This is a genomic window from Streptomyces novaecaesareae, assembly GCF_000716875.1.
Lineage (GTDB): Bacteria > Actinomycetota > Actinomycetes > Streptomycetales > Streptomycetaceae > Kitasatospora > Kitasatospora novaecaesareae.
Genome location: NZ_JNWQ01000038.1, coordinates 1 through 19,765, shown reverse-complemented (window position 1 = coordinate 19,765; position 19,765 = coordinate 1). Strand labels below are relative to the sequence as shown.

The window sequence follows — 19,765 nt, the reverse complement described above, 5'->3', positions numbered from 1 at the left end:
GATACGGAAATTCGGCGGGGAGAGCGGGGGTGGCGGGGAAGGCGGTGAGTCAGGGGAAGGGGCATGGCTGTCTCCGGTCGGTGATGTCGGGGCGCCGCGACCATGCATCTGGTGTGTAATTACGGCTGATTGATGATTGTTTAGGCGGCAACTAGTCAGCGAGTGACACGGACGACCATAGAGTCAGGGTGCCAGAGTTGCTACCGAGCGGGAGAACGTTCACTCCATCGTGGGGTATCCCCCATTTCGGTAGCTAGCACCCGGTATGCGCGGCACACTTCACCGGAAGCATCGACCGAGCCGCGATCCGGAGAAGAGAGTCATGCCACCCCGCTTGTCGCCGACCGTTCGCCAGCAGCGCCTCGGGATCGAGTTGCGCAGGATGCGCGAACACGTGGGCGTGACGCCCAAAAGCCTGGCCGCGACCATCGGCACCGACCTGCCCAAGATCTCCCAGATGGAGAACGGGAAATCGGGCATCAGCGCCGAACGGCTGCGGACCTGGGCCCGTACCTGCGGTTGCGAGGACGGCCCGTACCTGGACGCCCTGTTGGCGATGACGCAGGACCGGCGCAAGTACTGGTGGGACAGTTACCGCGGCCGGCTGCCGAACGCGATCATCGACATCGCGGAGATGGAGCACCACGCCGCCTCACTGTCCATCCTGAACAGCACGTTCATCCCCGGCCTGTTGCAGACCCCGGCGTACGCCGTCGCGGTGTTCGAGCGGCTGCCCCCGCAGTACCGGCAGGAGGCGGAAGTCCGGAAGGCATTCCGGATTCAGCGCCAGCAGATCTTCGTCGACCGCCCGAAGCCGTACAGCGCATTCCTGCACGAATCCGCGCTGCGCATGCAGTTCGGCGGTCCCGAAGTGCTGCGCGAGCAGTTGCGGAGCCTGCTGGAGAATTCCGAACGGCCCGAGGTGGAGATCCGGGTGATCCCGTTCAGCGTGCCCACCTACACCGGGTCCGGGGAGAGCCTCTACCTCGCCCGCGGGCCCGTCCCGGAGCTCGACACCGTCCAGATCGACCTCTCCCACGGGCCGAAGTTCGTACACACCCAGGCCGAATTGGCCTCCTACCGCCGGATCAAGGAGGAGACCGCGGCGATCGCGCTCGGGTCGGACGAGTCCCGGGACTTCATCCGGGCCTTACTGAAAGACTTCGCATGAGTACGTGGCGCAAGGCGTCCGCCAGCGGCGAGAGCACCGACTGCGTCGAGGTCAGAGCGGCGGGCGGCCTGGTGGAGATCCGCGAGTCGGACCTGCCCGAGGTCGTCGTGCGGACCACGCCGCGCAAGTGGGCCGCCTTCGTCCGCGGGGTCAAGGCCGGGGAGTTCGACCGGTACGGCGACTCCGCCCGACCGTGACCCCGGAGCGTGTCGCGGGACGGGCCGCCGGGCGTGCCGCGGGGCGTGACGGCGACCGCGCCGCCGGGCGTGACGCCCGCCGCCGGAGCCCCCCGCAGCGGTAGGCTTGGCAGCCCACAGTGGACCCCTGCGCCTGGCACAGCACCCCGGGTGGGGGTGCGCGTGCGGGAGAAATCGGAGCATCCGAGGATGGCTCGGCACCTGATCACCAGCGCCCTTCCCTACATCAACGGGATCAAGCACCTGGGCAACATGGTCGGGTCCATGCTCCCGGCGGACGTCTACTCCCGCTACCTGCGCCAGCGCGGCCACGAGGTGCTGTTCATCTGCGCCACCGACGAGCACGGCACCCCCGCCGAACTGGCCGCCCAGGAAGCCGGGCTGCCGGTCGCCGAGTTCTGCGCCCGGGCGCACGAGGCGCAGAAGGCGGTGTACGACGGCTTCGGGCTCTCCTTCGACCACTTCGGGCGCAGCTCCTCGCCGCAGAACCGGGAGATCACCCAGGAGATCGCCCGCGAGCTGCAGCGCAACGGCTTCATCGAGGAGCGCGCGATCCGCCAGGTGTACTCCAACGCCGACGGCCGCTTCCTGCCGGACCGCTACATCGTCGGCACCTGCCCGCACTGCGGCTACGACAAGGCGCGCGGCGACCAGTGCGAGAACTGCACCCGGGTGCTGGACCCGACCGACCTGCTGGAGCCGCGCTCGGCGATCAGCGGCAGCTCCGACCTGGAGGTCCGGGAGACCAGGCACCTGTTCCTGCTGCAGTCGAAGCTGACCGAGGAGGTCGAGGACTGGATCGCCGCCCACGCCGACTCCTGGCCGGTGCTGGCCTCCTCGATCGCCCGCAAGTGGCTCACCGAGGGCCTGCAGGACCGCTCGATCACCCGCGACCTGGAGTGGGGCGTCCCGGTGCCGGCCGACGTCTGGCCCGAACTGGCCGCCGAGGGCAAGGTGTTCTACGTCTGGTTCGACGCCCCGATCGAGTACATCGGCGCCACCAAGGAGTGGGCGGACGCGGCCCCGGCCGGGCAGCTGCGGGACTGGAAGTCCTGGTGGTACGAGGCCGACGAGACCGTCCGGTACACCGAGTTCATGGCCAAGGACAACGTCCCCTTCCACACCGTGATGTTCCCGGCGACGATCCTCGGCTCGCGCCGCCCGTGGAAGAAGGTCGACTACGTCAAGGCCTTCAACTGGCTGACGTACTACGGCGGGAAGTTCTCCACCAGCCAGAAGCGCGGCATCTTCACCGACGTCGCGCTGGAGCTGCTGCCGGCCGACTACTGGCGCTACTTCCTGATGGCGCACGCCCCCGAGTCCGACGACTCCAGCTTCACCTGGGACCTCTTCGCCTCGGTCGTCAACAAGGACCTCGCCGACACTCTCGGCAACTTCGTCAACCGGGTGCTGTCCTTCAGCCGCAAGCGCTTCGGCGACGACGTCCCGGGCGGCCACGCGCCGGGCGAGGCCGAGCAGCGCCTCGGCGAGCAGATCGCCGAACTGCTCGCCGAGTACGAGACCCAGCTGGAGGCGCTCAACTTCCGCAAGGCGGCGCAGGCTCTGCGCGCGCTGTGGAGCGCGGGCAACGCCTACCTGGACGAGAAGGCGCCCTGGCTGCAGGTGAAGACCGACCCGGAGGCGGCGGCGCTGACCCTGCGCACGGCGATGAACCTGATCCACCTGTACGCGGTGGTGTCCGAGCCGTTCATCCCGACCGCGGCCGCGGCGATGCGCGGGGCCTTCGCGCTGCCCGCGGACTCCCCGGCGGCCACCCGCCACTGGGTGGGCCCGGAGGAGGCGCGGGCACTGGACCTGGTGCCGGCCGGGACGGCGTTCACGGTGCCGCCGGTGCTGTTCGCCAAGATCACCGACGAGGACCTGGCGGCCTGGACGGCGCGTTTCGGCGGCTTGGAGGGCTGAGACCGGCAGGGCCGGGAACGGCACACGGATGCAGGGCCCGGAGGCGATCGATCCTCCGGGCCCTGCGCCGTCCGTACGGCCGGTCGACCGGCGTCCGCCCTGGGCTACGGCCCTTCCGGGGTCGCCGTCTCCGCCGCCACCCAGTCCAGGTAGCCGGGGCTGCCGGCCGCCACCGGCACGGCGATCACCTCGGGCGTCTCGTACGAGTGCCGCTCGGCGACGAACGCGCCCAGCCGGTCGGCGAGTTCGGCCCGGGTCTTGAGGTCGATCCGCCACTCCTCGGCGTCCTGCACCTCGCCCTCCCACCGGTACACCGACCGCACCGGGTACACCTGGGCGCAGGCCGCCAGCCGCTCGCGCACCACGGCGGACGCCAGGGCCCGGGCCTGCTCCTCGCTCTCGTGGGTGGTGGTCACCACGACGAAGCGCTGCTCGCTCGCTGTCATGCCCCGACGGTACCGCCGGGGGCGGGCGCGGCGGCTCAGGGCTTACGGGCGGTGTGGACGGTCATGGCGGAGAGGTAGAAGGCGTCGGGGCGGTGGAGGATGCCGGTGGGGGCGTCCTCGGCGAGGAGGGCTTCGAGGGTCGTACGGTCCTCGGGCTGGAGGGCGTCGGCGAGCCGGTCGTGCAGGCGGCCGAGCTGGGTGTGCAGGTACTCGCGGGTGGGGCGGTCGAGCGGGGCGGGGCGGTCGACCAGGAAGGTGCGGGTGCCGCTCGGGACCAGGCCGGCCCGGTCCAGCATGGCCGGCCAGTCCTCGATCTCCTCGGTGCTGCCGGGCAGTTCGGCCCGCATGGTGCTGAAGCCGTCCTCGTGGGCCGCGTCCAGCCGGGCCTGGAAGCCGGGCCTGCCGAGGCCGAAGTCGCGGGGGAGGTAGCGCGGCGGCAGGCCGCGCTCGGCGACGGCGAGCAGCCCGCCGGGGCGCAGCACCCCGGCGAGGGAGGCGAGCGCGGCCTGCTGGTCGCCGAGGTGGTGGATCGCGTTGCCGGACCAGATCAGGTCGGCCTCGCCGAGCTTGTCGAACTCGGCCGGCAGGTCGGCCTGTTGGGTGCCGAGCCGGCCTCCGGAGCGGGTCCGGGCGCGCTCCAGCAGGGCAGCCGACTGGTCGACGGCCACCACCTCGGCCGCCGGGAAGGCGTCCGCCAGCAGTGCGGCGATCACTCCCGGCCCGCTGCCGACGTCGAGGACCCGCCGGACGGTGCCGTCCCCGTACAGGCCGGTCAGCCACCGCGCGGCCTCGGTGACGGCGTCGGCCCGCAGGTCGGCCTCGTGCTCCAGGTGTGCGGCGAGCGCGTCCCAGTCGAAGTCGGCGGCGGGGCCGTGACCGTGGCCATGGCCGTGGTGGTGCTGGTGCTGGTGTGCGGTCATGTCGTTGCACTCCGTTCGTGGTTGACGAGAAGCTTCCCGGCTCAGGCGGGCACGGCGGCGCCGGACGCGCGGTACCGTCCTCGCCGTCGTCCTCGTCTCGCTCATGGCGCTCACCTCCACGGCCAGGCTGCGACCAGCCGTCAGTCATCGGCAAGCTTTGTTGCCACCTCAGCAAACCGGCCCGGTCCCGGTCACGCCGCCGTCCGCCGCCAGTACGAGCGGGCGGCCACCACCAGCGCGACCCCGTACCCGGCGAACGAGAACATCCCGACCCAGGAGATCTGCAGCGCCTGCCCGGCCGTGGCGAGCGCGCCCGTCCTGATCTGCGTCACCCCGGTCGTGCACAGCGCCAGGTAGCCGATGCCGACCAGCCCGTACGGCGCCAGCGTGGCCGCGCCGATCAGCGCCGGGGTGAGCGGCAGCCAGCGCGGGACGCGACGGCCGCGCAGCGGCAGGGTCCAGCGCGGGAAGACCAACCCCCAGGGCCGGACCAGCCCCCACAGCAGGAACACCCCGATCATCGCGAGCAGCACCGTGCCGTCCAGTCCCCAGCGTTCCAGGGCGAGCCAGAGCCCGGAGGAGCCGTTGCGCACGTAGTCGGCGTACATCTGGTCGCCGCTGATCCCGGCGAAGCTGCCGCCGAACGCCCAGATCAGCTTCATCACCACATACGGCACGAAGGCCAAGGTCCCTGCCCAGGCGGCGAGTTGGACGGCAGCCGGGGCCGCCGAAGGGGCCGCCGGGGGTACCGGCGCGGCCGCCGGGCCGGCCGTCTCCGCGCCGTCCACGACCGGCCGCCGGGCACCGGCGGCACCGGCCAGCAGCACCGCCCCGACCGCCGCGAGCACCCGGTGCACCGTATCGGGGACGCTGTCCACGCGCTGCCCGAACAGCAGCGTCACCACGTCCATCAGCAGGCCCCAGGCGGCCACCGCGGCCGGCCCGCACAACCCCCACAGCACCCACCGCAGCCCCGCCGACGGCCGCAGCCGCACCGCCGCCCACCCGGCCCCGGCGGCCGCCAGCCCGACCCCGGCCACCACCCACCCCAGCCAGGAGGCGCCCAGCAGCGCCGTCCCGCTCAGCGCGCACCCCACCCCGAACCCGGCGTATCCGACACCCCAGCCGGCCACCGCCCGACCGTCCCGCACCCACCCGTGCTTCACCATGCCCCCAGACTCGCCCGCACCCCCCGGCCGCGACCTCCGCCCACACGACGATCCGGCTCCCCCGCCCGAGGGATCCGGCGGCAACGCGCGGAGCCGGGTCGCCCACGAGGTCGAGGAGAAGCCCGCACCGGGCCCGGCCCCCACGGCCGGGTGGTGCGGGCGAGCCCGGCGCCAGGAAGACCATCACGCAGCGCGAACTCGCGGCGCGGTGCAAGGCCGTGCTCGACCATGTCGCGGTCGGCGCGGGCTGCCTGGCAGCTGCGCGGTACTCGATCACCGGCTCCTGCCGGATGTGGCGGCCGAGTTCGCCGTACCCCCGTTCGGCCGTGAGGCCGACCGACGGTTCGGAGTCGCTCCGGTGTGGCGCCCCCGCCCGACCACCGGGGTCGGGCGGGCCGGGTCGGGCGGGCCGGGTCAGGCCCTCGGGGCGGCGAAGCAGTGGACGGTGACGGTGCGGCCCGAGGCCCACTGCTGGTCGCCGCTGCCGAGGTGGGTCCAGCCGAGGCGGCGGTAGAGGGCCGCGGCCGCGGTGTCGGTGGCGAGGACGTCGAGGACGGGGTGCAGGCCGAGCGCCCGCGCGTGCGTGACGGCGCAGGCCAGCAGGCGGGCGCCGATGTGGTGGCCGCGCGCCCCGGGGGCGACGTAGAGGCGGCCGATCACGGCGGTGAGCGCCGGGGGGCCGCCGGTGCGGTGGCTCCACAGGGCGGGGGCGAGGTCGCCCGGGGCGCTGCGGGCGAGGCCGACGTGTCCGGCGAGCCGGCCCTGCGACTCGGCGATCCAGGCGGCGAGCAGGCCGTCCGGGGTGAGCCAGGCGGCGGGGCGGTCGGGCCAGTCGGCGGGGTAGCCGTCGGCGGTGTGCACGTCGCCCAACACCCGGACGCAGTCGGCGAGGTCGTCGCCGCGGCGAGGTCGGACCACCACCCCTGCCCCGGTCTGCCGTGAGCCGGACGCGACGACATCGGCGCGTTCTTCAAGGTCTGCCATGCCGGTACGTTACCGGCCGCCCCTCACCGTCGCAGCAGGTCGACGACCCCGGTCAGGTCCTCCTCGCCGCTGCCGACCTCCAGTCGGCGCTCCATCAGCCGGAAGTACGGCTCCAGCAGTTCGGCGCTCACCCCCTGCTCCTCGGCGGTGCGCAGCAGCGTGCCCTTTCCGGCCACCTGCATCGCCAGGTTGGACACCACGCCCTTGGTGTAGTCGCCGCTCTCCAGCTGCTCCGCGGTGCCGGCGATGGACCGGGTCATCGCAGTGACGTAGTCGCTGAGCATCGGCGCGAGGTCGCCCGGCGCGACGGCCTCGCCGCGGACCAGCGCGAAGGCGTGCGCGACCCCGGCGAACATCCCGTACATCGCGCTGAGCAGCGCCACGTCGTGCAGGGCCGCGTACCCGGCGTCCTCACCGACGTACCGGGTGCCGGCCGGCGCGGCGAGCACCGCGCGGTGCTCCTCGAACAGCTCGGACGGGCCGCTGTAGAAGACGTACGGCCCGGCCGCCGGGACACCGATCATCGGCGGGACGGCCATGATCCCGCCGTCCAGGTAGCGGGCGCCGCGCCGGGCGGCCCAGGCGGCGCGGGCGCGGGCCTGCCCGGGGGTGCTGGTGACCACGTTGACCAGGTCCTTGCCGGTCAGGTCGAGGCCGGCCAGCGCGTCGTCCACGGAGGCGTCGTCGAGCAGGCAGACGACGATCAGGCGGTTCGCCGCGACGGCCTCGGCGACGGTGGGGGCGACGGCGGCGCCGCGGACGGCGAGCGCGTCGGCCCGGGCGGCGGTGCGGTTCCAGACGGTCAGCGGGTGCCCGGCGGTGAGCCAGGCCTCGGCCAGCGCGGTGCCCATGGCGCCGAGGCCGAGCAGGGTGAGCGGGGTGAGCGGGCTCTCGGATGCGTTCTCGGATGCGTTCTCAACAGGCTTGTTCGTCACGGGAGTCAGCCTCCGCGCCGGCCCCGGAAACGATCAAGTACGCACTTCGAAGTGGGTGGTTACCCTGGGGTCAGTATCCAGGTCGGAAGGGGTGGGCATGGCGACCGTGCCGAGGCCGGGGGCGTACGTCTGCGGGATCGACGCCGCGATGGACGTGATCGGCGGCAAGTGGAAGGTGCTGATCCTCTGGGCACTGGACCAGCACGGGAGCTGCCGCTTCGGCGAACTGCGCCGCCAGGTGCCGGGGATCACCGAGAAGGTGCTGGCCGCGCACCTGCGCGAGCTGGAGACGGACGGCATCGTGCACCGGGAGGCGTACGACGAGGTGCCGCCCCGGGTCGAGTACACGCTGACCGAGGTGGGGCAGCGCCTCAACGCGGCGCTGGGACCGCTGGGCGCGTGGGGCCGGGAGCACGTCCTGGGCGGCGCGCCCCACCCGGCGTGACCAGCCGCGAGGCCGACCCGCCGCCGGGCCGACCGGGCGCTACGCGATCGCGGCCGACACCACCGCCGCCACCGCGAGGTTGCAGCCGGCCGACACCCACACCGCTGGATGCGGCTCCGGCTCGACCAGGATCGCGCCGAGCCGGATCCGCATCCGGGGTCCGGGGCCGGCTCAGTGCTCCTCGTGCACCAGGTGGTCCACGCAGGCCGCGATGGCCAGCAGCAGGCCGGTGTCCGCGCCGTCGGCGATCTCCACCCCGTAGGTGTCCCGGATCCGGAACCACTTGCGGCTGATCCGGGCCAGCTCGTCGCCGTGCTGGTTCTCGATCCGGTAGTCCTTGTCGATCAGGTTGCCGTGGATCTTCAGCTCGCCGCCGGAGGCCAGCTCCACCAGGTACTTGTCGCGGAACGGGGTGAGCAGCTTCTCCCGGACGGTCGCGATCACCTCGCCGTCGGCGTCCTCGATCTTCATCGCGTCGCGGACGGTGAGCATCTTCTCCTTCACCACCGCGACCACCCGGTCATGTGCGTCCCTCAGTTCGAAGGTGTGCCGCAGCCTCAGCACCTTGCCGTCCACCAGGTACGCCTTGTGGCCCCGGTCGTCCTCGATCCAGTAGTCGTCGCCGACCGCGAACAGCTTCTCCCTGACCAGGTACCGCACCGTGGGGCCTCCTCCGTGTAGACGTCGGCCCCATTCGACCCCGCGCCCCCGCCCGCCGAAAAGCACCGCCACGAAGCACCCGTGGGAAACCCCGTCGCACGGCGGGGGCCCGATCGCCTTCAATGGCCGTCATGCGTCCCGACCCCACCGCCGTCCCGCTGCGCAGCGAGCGCCTCGACCTGCTGCCGATCGCCGCCGAGCACGCCGAGGAGCTGGCGGCCGCCCTCGCCGATCCGGCCCTGCACGCCTTCACCGGCGGCCGCCCCGCCACCGTCGAGGAGATGCGCGCCCGCTGCGCCCGGCTCGCCGCCGGCTCCCCCGATCCGGCCGAGGCCTGGGGCAACTGGGTGCTGCGGCTGCGCGCCGACGGCGCCCTCACCGGCTACGTGCAGGCCACCGTCCGCCCCGCCGAGGCCGAACTCGCCTGGGTGGTCGGCACCCCCTGGCAGGGCCGCGGCCTGGCCACCGAGGCCGCCCGCGCCCTGCTCGCCCACCTCACCGCCGCCGGCGTCCCCACCGCCGTCGCCCACATCCACCCCGACCACCACGCCTCCGCCAAGGTCGCCATCGCCCTCGGCCTGCACCCCACCACCGAACAGCAGGACGGCGAAACGCGCTGGCAGGCCGACCTCACCCGCTGAACCCGGGACGCCCGGAATGCGGGCAGCGGACGTGCGGTTTCATTGGGGCATGGCATCTCGTGCACGTGTACGCGCCCCCCAGCTGGTCGGGGCAGGCGGTTGGCTGAACACCGGCGGCAAGGAGCTCACGCTCGCCGACTTCCGGGGCAAGATCACCATCCTGGACTTCTGGACCTTCTGCTGCATCAACTGTCTGCACGTCCTGGACGAGCTGCGGGAGCTGGAGGAGAAGCACCGCGACACCGTGGTGATCGTCGGGGTGCACTCGCCGAAGTTCGTGCACGAGGCCGACCACCAGGCCGTGGTGGACGCCGTCGCCCGGTACGAGGTGCACCACCCGGTGCTGGACGACCCGGCGCTGGCCACCTGGAAGCAGTACGCCGTCCGGGCCTGGCCGACGCTGGTGGTGATCGACCCGGAGGGTTACGTCGTCGCCCAGCACGCCGGTGAGGGCCACGCCCACGCGATCGCCCGGCTGGTCGAGGAGCTGGAGGCCGAGCACGCCGCGAAGGGCACGCTGCGCCGCGGCGACGGCCCGTACGTGGCGCCGGAGCCGACTGCGGGGGACCTCAAGTTCCCCGGCAAGGCCGTCCGGCTGCCGAACGGTCACTTCCTGGTCGCCGACTCCGGCCACCACTCGCTGGTCGAGCTGGCCGAGGACGGCGAGACGGTGGTGCGCCGGATCGGCGACGGGCAGCGCGGCCTGGTGGACGGCACCAGCCCCCGGTTCAGCGAGCCGCAGGGCCTGGCGCTGCTGCCGGAAGGCCACCCGTACGACTACGACGTGGTCGTCGCCGACACCGTCAACCACGCCCTGCGCGGACTGCGGCTGGCCGACGGCAGCGTGACCACGCTGGCCGGCACCGGCCGTCAGTGGTGGCAGGGCTCGGCCACCGAGGGCCCGGCCCGCGAGGTGGACCTGTCCTCACCGTGGGACGTCGCCTGGTTCGACGGCCGGGTGTGGATCGCGATGGCGGGTGTGCACCAGCTGTGGGCGTACGACCCGGCGGCCGGCACGGTCGGCGTCGCGGCGGGCACCACCAACGAGGGCCTGGTGGACGGGCCCGCCGCCGAGGCCTGGTTCGCCCAGCCGTCCGGCCTCGCGGTCTCGGCGGACGGCGGGAAGCTCTGGGTCGCCGACTCCGAGACCTCCGCGCTGCGCGTGGTTTCACGTGAAACAGGGACGGTCGAAACCGCCGTCGGCACCGGCCTGTTCGACTTCGGCCACCGCGACGGCGCCGCCGACCAGGCCCTGCTCCAGCACCCGCTGGGCGTCACCGTGCTGCCGGACGGCTCGGTGGCCGTCAGCGACACCTACAACCACGCGCTGCGCCGCTACGACCCGGCGACCGGCGAGGTCAGCACGCTGGCCACCGACCTGCGCGAGCCCTCCGGGGCGGTGCTGGTGGACGGCGACATCGTGGTGGTCGAGTCGGCCCGGCACCGGCTGACCAGGCTGCGGCTGCCGGAGGAGGCGGTACGGGTCGAGTCGGTGGCGCACCGCACCCAGCGCGCGGCCACCGAGGTCGCGCCGGGCGCCTTCCGGCTGGACGTGGTCTTCTCGGCGCCGAGCGGCCAGAAGCTGGACGAGCGCTACGGCCCGTCCACCCGACTGCTGGTCAGCTCGACCCCGCCCGAGCTGCTGGTCTCCGGCGCGGGCGCGGAGAGCGACCTCTCCCGCGAACTGGTGCTCTCCGACGAGGTCACCGAGGGCGTGCTGCACGTCTCGGCGATGGCGGCCTCCTGCGACGACGACCCGGAGATCGAGTACCCGGCCTGCCACGTCCACCAGCAGGACTGGGGCGTGCCGGTGAAGCTGGTCGCCGACGGCGCCCGCCGCCTCCCGCTGGTGCTTGCCGGGATGGAGTAGCCCCCGGAGCCCCCGGCCCGGACGACGGCGGGGGTACGACGACGGGGCCCGGCGGAGACGTTCTCCGCCGGGCCCCGTCGTGTCGGAAGGGGGATGAAGGGGGATCAGCCCTCCAGGAAGGCCTTGATCGCGCTCGCCAGCAGGTACGGGTCCTCCGCGCCGCACAGCTCGCGCGCCGAGTGCATGGACAGCGCCGCGATGCCGCAGTCCACCGTCTTGATGCCCAGCCGCGCCGCCGTGATCGGGCCGATCGTCGTACCGCAGGGCATCGCGTTGTTGGAGACGAAGGTCTGCCACGGCACCCCCGCCTTCTCGCAGGCGGCCGCGAACACCGCCCGGCCGACACCGTCGGTCGCGTAGCGGTTGTTGACGTTGACCTTGAGGATCGGCCCGCCGTTCGGCATCGGGTGGTGCCCCGGCTCGTGCCGCTCGCTGTAGTTCGGGTGGACGGCGTGGCCCATGTCCGAGGAGAGGCAGACGGTGCCGGCGAGCGCCCGGGCGCGGTCCTCCGGGGTGCCGCCGCGCGAGTGGATCGAACGGTCCAGGACGTTGCCGAGCAGCGGGCTCTGCGCACCGGTGTCGGACTCGCTGCCGGTCTCCTCGTGGTCGAAGGCGGCCAGCACCGGGATGTACGGCAGCCCGGCGGCGCCGTCCGCGGTGGCGACGGCGGCGAGCGCGGCGGTGGCCGCGTGCACCGAGAGCAGGTTGTCCAGGCGCGGGCCGGCCAGCAGCTCGCGGTCCCGGCCGAGGTAGGAGGCGGGCTGGACGTCGTGCGTCATGAGGTCCCAGCCGACCACGTCGTCGGCGGCCACCCCGGCCCGCTCGGCGACGTAGGAGATCAGCGCGCCCTCGTCGACCGGGCCGAGGCCCCAGATCGGGGTGAGGTGGCGCTGCTTGTCGAGCTTCATGCCCTCGTTGACCTGGCGGTCCAGGTGGATGGCGAGCTGCGGCACGCGCAGCAGCGGCTCGTCCAGCTGGACGAGGCGGACGGTGCCGTCCTTGAGCGCGAGCCTGCCGGAGATGCCGAGGTCGCGGTCCAGCCAGGTGTTCAGCGGGACACCGCCGTAGATCTCCACCGCGACCTGCCGCCAGCCCGCCGAGCCGGTGTCCGGCAGCGGCTTGACGCGCAGGTTGGGCGAGTCGGTGTGGGTACCGACGATCCGGAACGGGGTCTCGGGGCCCGCGCCCTCCGGCAGGTACCAGGCGATCAGCGCGCCGCCGCGGATCAGGTAGCGCCCGCCGACGGAGCCGTCCCAGGCGTCCGTCTCGGCGACCTGCCGGAAGCCCGCCTTCTCCAGCCGCTGCGCGGCGCTCGCGACCGCGTGGTACGGGGACGGCGAGGTGCCGAGGAAGGCGATCAGATCGTCGCTGTGCGTCCGGTCGAAGAATGCCTGGCGGGCGGCGGTCGACATACTGCTCCTGAGTCGAGGGAGGACCGAAACCGGTTGGGGAGTCGGCTTCGCACCTTGAGCATATGCCCGTACACGGACAGGGCATTCGGAACCTCTCGCCCCGGACGCAACCACGGGAAACACCGAAGGGCCCGGTGGCAGCCGGGCCCTTCGGTGTGAGGGTTTCGTCAGGCGGTCAGAAGGGCTCGGGGCCTAGAAGGCCTCCTCCGCCAGCTCCATGATCTCGTTGTCGATGCCCTCGGCGATCACCCGCTGGGGGGCGACGGTCGGCAGGACGTTCTTGGCGAAGAAGCGGGCCGCCGCGACCTTGCCCTGGTAGAACGGGACGTCCTTCTCGGAGGCGCCGGCCTCCAGCTTGGCCAGGGCCACCGCGGCCTGGCGCAGCAGCAGCCAGCCGACGACGACGTCGCCGGAGACCATCAGCAGGCGGGTGGTGTTGAGGCCCACCTTGTACATGTTCTTGACGTCCTGCTCGACCGAGGTCAGGTCGGCGAGCAGCTTGCCGATGATGGCCTCCAGGTCGCCGGCGGCCTTGGCGAGCAGCTCGCGCTCGGCGGCCAGGGCGTCGCCGCCGGCGGCGGAGCCGATGAACTTCTGGATCTGCTCGGACAGCGCGGTGAGCGCCTGGCCGCCGTCCTTGACGATCTTGCGGAAGAAGAAGTCCTGGCCCTGGATGGCGGTGGTGCCCTCGTACAGGGTGTCGATCTTGGCGTCCCGGATGTACTGCTCGATCGGGTACTCCTGCAGGTAGCCGGAGCCACCGAAGGTCTGCAGGGACTGGGCGAGCTGCTCGTAGGACTTCTCCGAGCCGTAGCCCTTGACGATCGGCAGGAGCAGGTCGTTCAGGCGCTCGGCGGCCTCGTCGCGCTCGCCGCGCAGCTTGGCGGCCATCATGTCGTCCTGCGTGGACGCGGTGAACAGGACCAGCGCGCGCATGCCCTCGGCGTAGGCCTTCTGGGTCAGCAGCGAGCGGCGCACGTCCGGGTGGTGGGTGATGGTGACGCGCGGGGCGGTCTTGTCCAGGAACTGCGAGATGTCGGCACCCTGCACGCGCTCCTTGGCGTACTCCAGGGCGTTCAGGTAGCCGGTGGAGAGGGTGGCGATGGCCTTCGTGCCGACCATCATGCGGGCGAACTCGATGATCTTGAACATCTGGCGGATGCCGTCGACCTTCTCGCCCAGCAGCCAGCCCTTGGCCGGGTGCTTGGCACCGAAGGTCATCTCGCAGGTGTTCGAGGCCTTGAGGCCCATCTTGTGCTCGACGTTGGTGGCGTAGACGCCGTTGCGCTCGCCCAGCTCGCCGGTCTCCCAGTCGAAGTCGAACTTGGGGACGATGAACAGGCCCAGGCCCTTGGTGCCCGGCTTACCGCCCTCGGGGCGGGCCAGCACCATGTGGATGATGTTCTCGGACATGTCGTGCTCGCCCGAGGTGATGAAGCGCTTCACACCCTCGATGTGCCAGGAGCCGTCCTCCTGCTGGATCGCCTTGGTGCGGCCGGCGCCCACGTCGGAGCCCGCGTCGGGCTCGGTGAGGACCATGGTGGAGCCCCACAGGCGGTCGGTCATCCGCTTGGCGACCTCCAGCTGCTCCTCGGTGCCCTCCTCGGCGATGACGCCGGCGAAGGCCGGGCCGGAGGAGTACATCCAGACGGCCGGGTTGGAGCCCAGGATCTGCTCGGCGAAGGCCCAGATCAGCGAGTTCGGGGTGACCTGGCCGCCGATCGACTCCGGGATGCCCAGGCGCCACCACTCGGCGTCCATGAAGGTCTGGTAGCTCTTCTTGAAGGAGGCCGGGATCGGCGCGGTGTTGGTCTCCGGGTCGAAGACCGGCGGGTTGCGGTCGGCGTCGACGAAGGACGCGGCGAGGTCGTTCTCGGCGAGGCGCGCGATCTCGCTGAGGATGTTCTTCGCGGTCTCGACGTCCATGTCCGCGAACGGTCCGGTGCCGTAGACCTGCTCGCGGCCGAACACCTCGAAGAGGTTGAACTCCACGTCACGCAGGTTGGACTTGTAGTGACCCATGGCCGTTTTCTCCGGTTCGTCGCTTCCGGGAGACCGCCGCGTTCCGGCGTCCCGTACCCACCAGTAGGCATCATGATGCTACCCAGCGGTAACTTGGGCAAGCCCCCGACGGTGAATCCGCTATGAACGTGGTCACGTCCCACAAGCCGGGACGGCCACTCCTTGTCAGGATCGGCGCCAGCGCGGGCGGGTGCGCTCCCGCTAGCCTGTCCGTGTGTACGGATATGACCAGAACGCATACCCGGGCGACCCCTACCAGCAGCAGGCGGGACCGCAGCCGGGCATGAACGGCATGCCCGGACCCGACGCCTACGGCGCGCAGCCGCAGGCCGACCAGCAGTCGCTCTACCCGGAGCCGTCCCCGCCCTCGCTGGCGGACGCCGTCCGCGCCTTCACCACCGGCTCGATGGCGGTCGAGGACTTCCAGGCGATCTTCATCACCTCGAAGGTGCACTGCCCGCGCGGCGACCGCCCCGGCTTCCTCGCGCTGCACAACACCCCGACGCCGGTGATCCCGATGTTCAGCTCCCTGAAGGAGCTGCGCCGCTACGCCGGCAAGGACTCCAAGCACTTCACCGTCACCGGCGCCGAGATCCTGGACCTGCTGCCCACCGGCTACGGCTTCGCGCTGGACATGGAGGGCGAGCACCGGATGGTGTTCGACGCCAAGGCCGTCGAGCAGATGGTCGACTTCACCATGCGCCGCATGTACGGCTGACGACCGCGTCGCGGCCGTCGGCTGGCGCTTCGCGGACGGCCGACCCACCCTGGAAGAGGAGCCCTGGCTCCTCCGTCGCCACATAGTTCAATTTTCAACTTGCTTGTTGTTGAGAATTGAACTAATCTCGTGGACGTAGGCCGCACGAACCCCCCTCGAAGGAGGCCGACATGCCCGCCGTGACCGTCGACAACCCGCTGACCCTCCCCCGCGTCACCACGCCGGACGCCACCGTCACGAGCGCCCGGCCGGTTCGGACCGTGGTCACCGCCCCCGAGGGCTACGAGGGCGAGGGCTTCCCCGTCCGCCGCGCCTTCGCCAAGATCGACACCAAGTACCTCGACCCGTTCATCATGATGGACCAGATGGGCGAGGTGGACTACGCGGCCGGAGAGCCCAAGGGCACCCCCTGGCACCCGCACCGCGGCTTCGAGACCGTCACCTACATCATCGACGGAACGTTCATCCACCAGGACTCGCACGGCGGCGGCGGCGTCATCACCGACGGCGACACCCAGTGGATGACGGCCGGCTCCGGCCTGCTGCACATCGAGACCCCGCCGGAGTCGCTGGTGATGTCCGGCGGCCTCTTCCACGGCCTCCAGCTGTGGGTGAACCTGCCCGCCTCGGACAAGATGATCGCCCCGAAGTACCAGGACATCCGCGGCGGCAGCGTCAAGCTCCTCAGCACCGAGGACGGCGGCGCCCTGCTGCGGGTCATCGCCGGTGAGATCGACGGCCACCAGGGCCCCGGTGCCACCCACACCCCGATCACCATGATCCACGCCTCGATCAGCCCCGGCGCCCAGATCACCCTGCCCTGGCGCTCCGACTTCAACGCCCTGGCGTACGGCCTGGCGGGCAAGGGCTCGGCGGGCCAGGAGCGCCGCCCGTTCCACATGGGCCAGGCGGTCCTGTTCGGCGACGGCGACTCCCTCACCATCCGCGCCGACGAGAGCCAGGACTCCCGCAACGCCAACTTCGAGGTCGTCCTGCTCGGCGGCCTGCCGATCCGCGAGCCGGTCGCCTGGTACGGGCCGTTCGTGATGAACAGTCACCGCGAACTCCAGCAGGCCATGGAGGACTTCCAGGCCGGCCGCCTCGGCACCATCCCGACCGACGCCAGCTGACCGCTGCCACCGCGAGGGCCCGGACCACACGGTCCGGGCCCTCGCGCATGTTCGTACCGGAAGCCTCCGGAGTCCCATCCTCCCGGTCAGCGCCTCCGCCGCCTACAGCAACGCGTAGACGGCGGAGGCGTCGTCGTGCGTCTTGCCGCGCGGCCAGCGCTCGCAGGTGGCGTCCGCCCGCTCCACCGCGCGGACCTGGGCGATCAGCTCGCCCGGGCCCGACTCGGCCAGCAGCCGCAGCACGTCGCCCCAACTGCCCAGCCCGAAGCGCTCGGTGTAGCGCGAGGCGCCGTCGGTGAGGGCGGCCAGCGCGTGCAGCTGCTCCAGCCGGACGAAGCCGGTCTCGGCGTGCTCGGCCGCCCGCGGACTGGCAGCGGCGATCCACGGCCCGGTACCCCGGTTACGGGCGGCGCGGACGGCCAGCGCGTACTCCAGGTGCAGTGCCACCCGCTCGGCCGAACCGGGCACGGTCGACCACACCTGGCGGCGCAGCTCCTCCCCGCCGGGGAAGCGCTGGTTGTCCCCGATCACCTTCGGCGGGCCGTCCTTGAACTCCAGCACCAGCAGCGAGTCGCCGAGCACCAGGTACTCCAGCGCCTCGCCGTGCCGCCGGGCCGCGACCACCATCGCGGCGGGCGTGTTGGGATGGGCCAGGTCGCAGCGGCCGCCGTGCAGCGCAGCCGTCTCCACGATGGCGTCGGCCAGGCACTCGGCGATCGAGCGGTCGGCCCGGTCGGTGAGCCGGGCGAGCAGGTGCACGCCCAGCCGCCGCACGTACCAGGCCGTTCCGTGCCGGCACCCGGAGTCCAGGCCGGCCGGCGAACTCGCGCCGTCCAGCAGGACCAGCGCCTCCGGCGAGGCCGCCGCGAAGTCCTCGCTCTCGCGGTCGGGCCGCCGTGCTTCCCCTGCGAGCTGTAGCTGCATCCCGACAGTGTGGCCGCCGCCCCCGGCCCGCGCCCAGCCCCGTGCGCCGGTGTGGCGCGGGCCGCGCCCCGCCGCCCGGTGGCAGCCGGGGCGATTCGGCCATACCGTCGGACAGGGACCGGACAATTCGGCCAATCGGGGCGGGTCAGGTTTGGCAGCACCTTCGGGTGTCCCAGCGGCCCGCGACTGACGAGGAGCGGAAGATGTTCTGGCAGTTCATCGTGGTGCTGGCCGCCTCACTCGGCTTTCCGACCGCCGCACTGCTCTTCCTGATCGGCGGACCGCGCTTCCCCGACGAACAGCGCGGCGAGGAATCCTGACCCCACACCCGGCCCCGGCGGACGGATCACCGCCGCAGCCGACCTCGTCGGCGCCCCGACGTCACGCCAACTCCCGCTCCAGCACTGCCGCCTGGGCCAGCAGCCGCTCGTCCCCGCCCTCCGTCCCGACGACCTGCAGGCCCAGCGGCAGCCCGTCCGCGGTCCGCCCGGCCGGCAGACTCAGCGCCGGCCGCCCGAGGAAGCTCCACGGCAGCGACATCACCCCGTCCCCGGTGCCGTGCAGGCCCTCCGGCGCCCCGCCGGTCGCCGAGGGCGTCAGCCACAGGTCCACCCCGGCCGCCGCACCCGCCGCCGCGACCCGCTCGCGCAGCCGCTCCCGGTACCGCAGCGCCGTCACCCGGTCCTCGGCCGCGACGGCCTGGCCGACCCTGATGCTCGCCGCCGTCTCCGGCCGGTAGAGGCCGCCGAAGCGGGCGAACCAGTCGGCGTGGCTGCGGGCCAGCTCGAACCGGTTGACGAACTGCAACTGCCGCCCGACCTCGGCGAAGTCCGGGAACAGCTCGACCCGGCGCACCGTCAGCCCGGCTGCCGCCAGCCGCTCCAGCTGCTCCTCGAAGGCGCGCAGCGCGGCCGGCTCGGCCCGCTCCAGGTACGTCCCGCCCGGCACCCCCAGCACGGGCGCCGGGCCCTGCTCCACCTGGCGCCAGTCGTCGCAGAGCAGCGAGGCCGCCAGGGCCGCGCCCGCGAGGTCGGCGGTGAGCACCCCCAGGGTGTCGAAGCTCGGCGCGTTCGGGATCACCCCGTCCATCGGGATCCGCCCGTACGTCGGGCGGAAGCCCACCACCCCGCAGTACGCGGCCGGGCGGATCACCGAGCCGACCGTCTGGGTGCCGACCGCCAGCGGCACCAGCCCCGCCGCGACCGCCGCCGCCGAACCGCTGCTGGATCCGCCCGGGGAGTGCCCCGGATGGTGCGGATTGCGGGTCGGCCCCGGGGCGGTCGCCGCGAACTCGGCGGTCACCGTCTTGCCCGCGACCAGCGCCCCCGCCGCCAGCAGCCGGTCCACCACCGCGGCCTGCGGCCCGGCCAGCACCCCGGGCGGCAGCGCCGACCCGCCGTGCGTGGGCAGGCCGTCCACGTGCACGATGTCCTTGACCCCCACCGCCACCCCGTACAGCGGCGGCCGCCCGTCCGCCTCCGGGTACCGCGCTTCCAACTCCCGCGCCTGCGCCTGCAGTCGGCCGTGCCGCCCGGGCTCCGGAACGAACGCGTGGATCAGCGGGTCCACCCGCTCGACCAGTGCGCAGAAGCGGTCGACGTACTCGGACAGCCCCGGCACGCCGGCCCGCAGCGCGGCGGCCTCACGGGTCAACGGCCTCGGCCGGACGAGGGGTTCCTCCATGCCGACCACGGTAGACCGGATCTACTGGTGTTCGGCCGCCAGGTACGGCGCCTCGCGCAGGAAGTACGCCCCGCAGGTGTGGCAGCACAGCTCCGGGGTCTTCCCCCAGTCCACCGCCACCCGCACCTCCGCCTGCGGGTCGAGCTCCCGCCCGCACATCGCCACGCTCTCCTCGCCCCGGACCACGTGCCACAGCCGCACCCCCTCGGCCGCGCCGCCGGCGCCGTACTCGGCTCGCATCTGGTGCATCATTCCCCCATCGTCCGGCCCCCTCCACCCCCCGGCAACCGGACCCGCGCCCGCAGCCCGCGCAACCCACCCGGCCCCTCAGGACGCCCGCAGCAGCGCCCCGTCCTGCCACTTGAGGATCTTGTCGAAGCTCACGATCGCCCCCCGCAGGGGGTGGTTGCGGAGCTGGACGTGGTCGGTGAGGGCGTGGATCAGGAAGAGGCCGCGGCCGGATTCGGCGGTGAGGTCGGGGAGGGTGTCGAGGTCGACCGGGCGGAGGGTGGGGG

General features: G+C 72.6%; 19 protein-coding genes and 2 pseudogenes. 8 read left to right on the top strand and 13 right to left on the bottom strand.

Annotated elements, in window-relative coordinates; genetic code table 11:
- Positions 1–322: 322 nt before the first annotated feature.
- From OP86_RS16625 to metG, 3 genes are all read left to right on the top strand, one after another.
- A complete protein-coding gene (locus OP86_RS16625; RefSeq protein WP_030055432.1) occupies positions 323–1,171 on the top strand; it encodes a helix-turn-helix domain-containing protein in 849 nt (282 codons plus the stop codon).
- Complete coding sequence (locus OP86_RS16620; protein ID WP_030055433.1) at positions 1,168–1,368, top strand: DUF397 domain-containing protein; 201 nt, start codon at positions 1,168–1,170, stop codon at positions 1,366–1,368. The genes OP86_RS16625 and OP86_RS16620 overlap by 4 nt, the downstream gene beginning before the upstream one ends.
- A gap of 189 nt (positions 1,369–1,557) precedes the next feature.
- A complete protein-coding gene (metG, locus tag OP86_RS16615) occupies positions 1,558–3,291 on the top strand; it encodes a methionine--tRNA ligase (protein ID WP_030055434.1) in 1,734 nt (577 codons plus the stop codon).
- A gap of 104 nt (positions 3,292–3,395) precedes the next feature.
- Here the strand turns inward: metG and cutA are convergent, their stop codons facing one another.
- From cutA to OP86_RS16590, 5 genes are all read right to left on the bottom strand, one after another.
- Positions 3,396–3,737 (bottom strand): divalent-cation tolerance protein CutA, encoded by a 342-nt coding sequence (gene cutA / locus OP86_RS16610; RefSeq protein ID WP_030055435.1) that lies wholly within the window; start codon positions 3,735–3,737, stop codon positions 3,396–3,398.
- 35 nt (positions 3,738–3,772) lie between these two features.
- On the bottom strand, positions 3,773–4,657 hold the full coding sequence (locus tag OP86_RS16605) for a class I SAM-dependent methyltransferase (RefSeq protein ID WP_030055436.1): 885 nt from the start codon (positions 4,655–4,657) through the stop codon (positions 3,773–3,775).
- Between the two features lie 191 nt (positions 4,658–4,848).
- Positions 4,849–5,826, bottom strand: coding sequence for a hypothetical protein (locus OP86_RS38085; RefSeq protein ID WP_030255445.1), 978 nt, complete (start codon positions 5,824–5,826; stop codon positions 4,849–4,851).
- 414 nt (positions 5,827–6,240) lie between these two features.
- Positions 6,241–6,810 (bottom strand): GNAT family N-acetyltransferase, encoded by a 570-nt coding sequence (locus OP86_RS16595; protein WP_078588440.1) that lies wholly within the window; start codon positions 6,808–6,810, stop codon positions 6,241–6,243.
- Positions 6,811–6,833: 23 nt separating this feature from the next.
- A complete protein-coding gene (locus OP86_RS16590; RefSeq protein WP_051830168.1) occupies positions 6,834–7,661 on the bottom strand; it encodes an NAD(P)-dependent oxidoreductase in 828 nt (275 codons plus the stop codon).
- A gap of 181 nt (positions 7,662–7,842) precedes the next feature.
- Between OP86_RS16590 and OP86_RS16585 the strand changes: the two genes are divergently transcribed.
- Positions 7,843–8,190, top strand: coding sequence for a winged helix-turn-helix transcriptional regulator (locus OP86_RS16585; RefSeq protein ID WP_030055439.1), 348 nt, complete (start codon positions 7,843–7,845; stop codon positions 8,188–8,190).
- Positions 8,191–8,229: 39 nt separating this feature from the next.
- On the opposite strand, the pseudogene OP86_RS34835 reads toward OP86_RS16585, so the two are convergent.
- Positions 8,230–8,334, bottom strand: a pseudogene (locus OP86_RS34835) (DUF350 domain-containing protein); the annotation flags it as partial.
- 27 nt (positions 8,335–8,361) lie between these two features.
- Positions 8,362–8,850 (bottom strand): LURP-one-related/scramblase family protein, encoded by a 489-nt coding sequence (locus OP86_RS16580; protein ID WP_030055440.1) that lies wholly within the window; start codon positions 8,848–8,850, stop codon positions 8,362–8,364.
- Positions 8,851–8,981: 131 nt separating this feature from the next.
- On the opposite strand from OP86_RS16580, the gene OP86_RS16575 reads away from it, so the two are divergent.
- Together OP86_RS16575 and OP86_RS16570 are read left to right on the top strand one after the other, a co-directional pair.
- Positions 8,982–9,491 carry a GNAT family N-acetyltransferase gene (locus OP86_RS16575; RefSeq protein WP_030255436.1) on the top strand — a complete coding sequence of 170 codons (510 nt, stop codon included), beginning with the start codon at positions 8,982–8,984 and terminating at the stop codon, positions 9,489–9,491.
- Between the two features lie 49 nt (positions 9,492–9,540).
- Positions 9,541–11,361, top strand: a complete 1,821-nt coding sequence (locus tag OP86_RS16570) for an NHL domain-containing thioredoxin family protein (RefSeq protein WP_030055442.1) — start codon at positions 9,541–9,543, stop codon at positions 11,359–11,361.
- Between the two features lie 104 nt (positions 11,362–11,465).
- On the opposite strand, the gene OP86_RS16565 is transcribed toward OP86_RS16570, so the two are convergent.
- Both OP86_RS16565 and OP86_RS16560 read right to left on the bottom strand, forming a co-directional pair.
- Complete coding sequence (locus OP86_RS16565) at positions 11,466–12,773, bottom strand: M18 family aminopeptidase (protein ID WP_030255433.1); 1,308 nt, start codon at positions 12,771–12,773, stop codon at positions 11,466–11,468.
- Positions 12,774–12,965: 192 nt separating this feature from the next.
- Complete coding sequence (locus OP86_RS16560) at positions 12,966–14,795, bottom strand: acyl-CoA dehydrogenase (RefSeq protein ID WP_030055445.1); 1,830 nt, start codon at positions 14,793–14,795, stop codon at positions 12,966–12,968.
- A gap of 214 nt (positions 14,796–15,009) precedes the next feature.
- On the opposite strand from OP86_RS16560, the gene OP86_RS16555 reads away from it, so the two are divergent.
- Positions 15,010–15,513: an SseB family protein gene (locus tag OP86_RS16555; protein WP_030055446.1), complete on the top strand. Its 504-nt coding sequence runs from the start codon at positions 15,010–15,012 to the stop codon at positions 15,511–15,513.
- A 170-nt stretch (positions 15,514–15,683) separates the two neighbouring features.
- Entirely contained in the window at positions 15,684–16,643 is a 960-nt protein-coding gene (locus OP86_RS16550) for a pirin family protein (protein WP_030055447.1), read from the top strand.
- A 102-nt stretch (positions 16,644–16,745) separates the two neighbouring features.
- On the opposite strand, the gene OP86_RS16545 is transcribed toward OP86_RS16550, so the two are convergent.
- The 4 genes and pseudogenes from OP86_RS16545 to OP86_RS16530 form a co-directional block, all read right to left on the bottom strand.
- A complete protein-coding gene (locus tag OP86_RS16545; RefSeq protein ID WP_030255429.1) occupies positions 16,746–17,567 on the bottom strand; it encodes a protein phosphatase 2C domain-containing protein in 822 nt (273 codons plus the stop codon).
- A gap of 381 nt (positions 17,568–17,948) precedes the next feature.
- Entirely contained in the window at positions 17,949–19,250 is a 1,302-nt protein-coding gene (locus OP86_RS16540; RefSeq protein ID WP_030255426.1) for an amidase, read from the bottom strand.
- 21 nt (positions 19,251–19,271) lie between these two features.
- Positions 19,272–19,502 carry a hypothetical protein gene (locus tag OP86_RS16535; protein WP_030055451.1) on the bottom strand — a complete coding sequence of 77 codons (231 nt, stop codon included), beginning with the start codon at positions 19,500–19,502 and terminating at the stop codon, positions 19,272–19,274.
- A gap of 75 nt (positions 19,503–19,577) precedes the next feature.
- Positions 19,578–19,765 (bottom strand): annotated as a pseudogene (locus OP86_RS16530) (ATP-binding protein); the annotation flags it as partial.

Coding starts and splice junctions, on each gene's coding strand:
- OP86_RS16625 (WP_030055432.1), top strand. CDS start 323: ATGCCACCCCGCTTGTCGCCGACCGTTCGCCAGCAGCGCCTCGGGATC.
- OP86_RS16620 (WP_030055433.1), top strand. CDS start 1,168: ATGAGTACGTGGCGCAAGGCGTCCGCCAGCGGCGAGAGCACCGACTGC.
- metG (WP_030055434.1), top strand. CDS start 1,558: ATGGCTCGGCACCTGATCACCAGCGCCCTTCCCTACATCAACGGGATC.
- cutA (WP_030055435.1), bottom strand. CDS start 3,737: ATGACAGCGAGCGAGCAGCGCTTCGTCGTGGTGACCACCACCCACGAG.
- OP86_RS16605 (WP_030055436.1), bottom strand. CDS start 4,657: ATGACCGCACACCAGCACCAGCACCACCACGGCCATGGCCACGGTCAC.
- OP86_RS38085 (WP_030255445.1), bottom strand. CDS start 5,826: ATGGTGAAGCACGGGTGGGTGCGGGACGGTCGGGCGGTGGCCGGCTGG.
- OP86_RS16595 (WP_078588440.1), bottom strand. CDS start 6,810: ATGGCAGACCTTGAAGAACGCGCCGATGTCGTCGCGTCCGGCTCACGG.
- OP86_RS16590 (WP_051830168.1), bottom strand. CDS start 7,661: ATGGGCACCGCGCTGGCCGAGGCCTGGCTCACCGCCGGGCACCCGCTG.
- OP86_RS16585 (WP_030055439.1), top strand. CDS start 7,843: ATGGCGACCGTGCCGAGGCCGGGGGCGTACGTCTGCGGGATCGACGCC.
- OP86_RS16575 (WP_030255436.1), top strand. CDS start 8,982: ATGCGTCCCGACCCCACCGCCGTCCCGCTGCGCAGCGAGCGCCTCGAC.
- OP86_RS16570 (WP_030055442.1), top strand. CDS start 9,541: ATGGCATCTCGTGCACGTGTACGCGCCCCCCAGCTGGTCGGGGCAGGC.
- OP86_RS16565 (WP_030255433.1), bottom strand. CDS start 12,773: ATGTCGACCGCCGCCCGCCAGGCATTCTTCGACCGGACGCACAGCGAC.
- OP86_RS16560 (WP_030055445.1), bottom strand. CDS start 14,795: ATGGGTCACTACAAGTCCAACCTGCGTGACGTGGAGTTCAACCTCTTC.
- OP86_RS16550 (WP_030055447.1), top strand. CDS start 15,684: ATGCCCGCCGTGACCGTCGACAACCCGCTGACCCTCCCCCGCGTCACC.
- OP86_RS16545 (WP_030255429.1), bottom strand. CDS start 17,567: ATGCAGCTACAGCTCGCAGGGGAAGCACGGCGGCCCGACCGCGAGAGC.
- OP86_RS16540 (WP_030255426.1), bottom strand. CDS start 19,250: ATGGAGGAACCCCTCGTCCGGCCGAGGCCGTTGACCCGTGAGGCCGCC.
- OP86_RS16535 (WP_030055451.1), bottom strand. CDS start 19,502: ATGATGCACCAGATGCGAGCCGAGTACGGCGCCGGCGGCGCGGCCGAG.